Below are 943 nucleotides of genomic sequence, written 5' to 3'. Positions count from 1 at the left end.
CCTCCCGGGCGACGCCCCCGCCCGTGTAGAACGCCACCGTCAGGTCCTTGACCAGCACCCGGCGCTCGTAGTCGTCCAGGTCCACCAGACCGCGCGAGGTGAGCCGGGCCACCGTGTCGTCGACCGCGTCCACCACCGAGCTCAGCACGGCGTCCCGGTGCCGGGCGTCGATCGCGGCGACCCGCCGGCGCCGCATCGCCGCCGCCACCTCCGGCGCGTACTCGATCCGGGTCGGCTGGGCCGCGTACACCTCGATCCCCACCGGCTCCGCCTCCGCCTTCAGCAGCCGGGTCAGCGCGTCCCCGACGGCCTCCGTGTCGCGCAGGGTCGGGGCGTCCTCGTGGAAGGCGTCGGCCGGGAGCCGGGAGAGCACCCGGGCCGTCGCCGCCTCCACCTGGTCGCGCAGATAGCGCACGTGGTCCTCGACCGCGAGCGCCGCCCGCGCGGTGTCCCCGACCCGCCACACCACCAGCACCACGGCCAGCAGCGCGGTGCCGTCCGCGTCGACCGCGGGCATCGGCTCGCTGCGCCAGTGCCGCAGCCGTACGTCGACCCGTCGGCGCAGCAGCAGCGGGTTCATCCACACCAGCCCCGTGCGCCGCACGCTCCCCCGGTAGTCGCCGCAGAGCGAGAGCACCCAGGCGCTCCCGACCCGGCCGCGCCCGAGCCCGCCGAAGCAGACCACCACCACCGCGGCGCCGAGCACGAGGAGCGCCCAGCGCGCCGGACCCATACCGACGAGGCCGCCACCACGTGGGTACGGGGGCAGCCGCAGCCCCTCGGTCACCGCCGCCGGGAGCAGCCCGGCCGACCAGACGAGCGCCGCGCACCCCGCCAGCGCGGCCAGCCCCGCGACCACCGCCACCACCCCCGGCACCACGGGCCCGTCCCGCTCGACGAGGTCGGGGTCGGACGGCGTGGCGGGCCGCAAGGGCGCCGGAAG

General features: G+C 77.5%; 1 protein-coding gene. It reads right to left on the bottom strand.

Translation table 11 applies throughout. The features are described 5' to 3' along the window. On the bottom strand, positions 1–943 hold a 943-nt coding region (locus ACJA3G_RS37670), incomplete at both ends, for an SPFH domain-containing protein (RefSeq protein ID WP_406557499.1).

Source organism: Streptomyces sp. YS-3, from assembly GCF_045257485.1.
Classification (GTDB): Bacteria; Actinomycetota; Actinomycetes; order Streptomycetales; family Streptomycetaceae; genus Streptomyces.
Note: the sequence above shows the minus strand (reverse complement) of the source record. Positions and strands in the feature narration are given on the sequence as shown.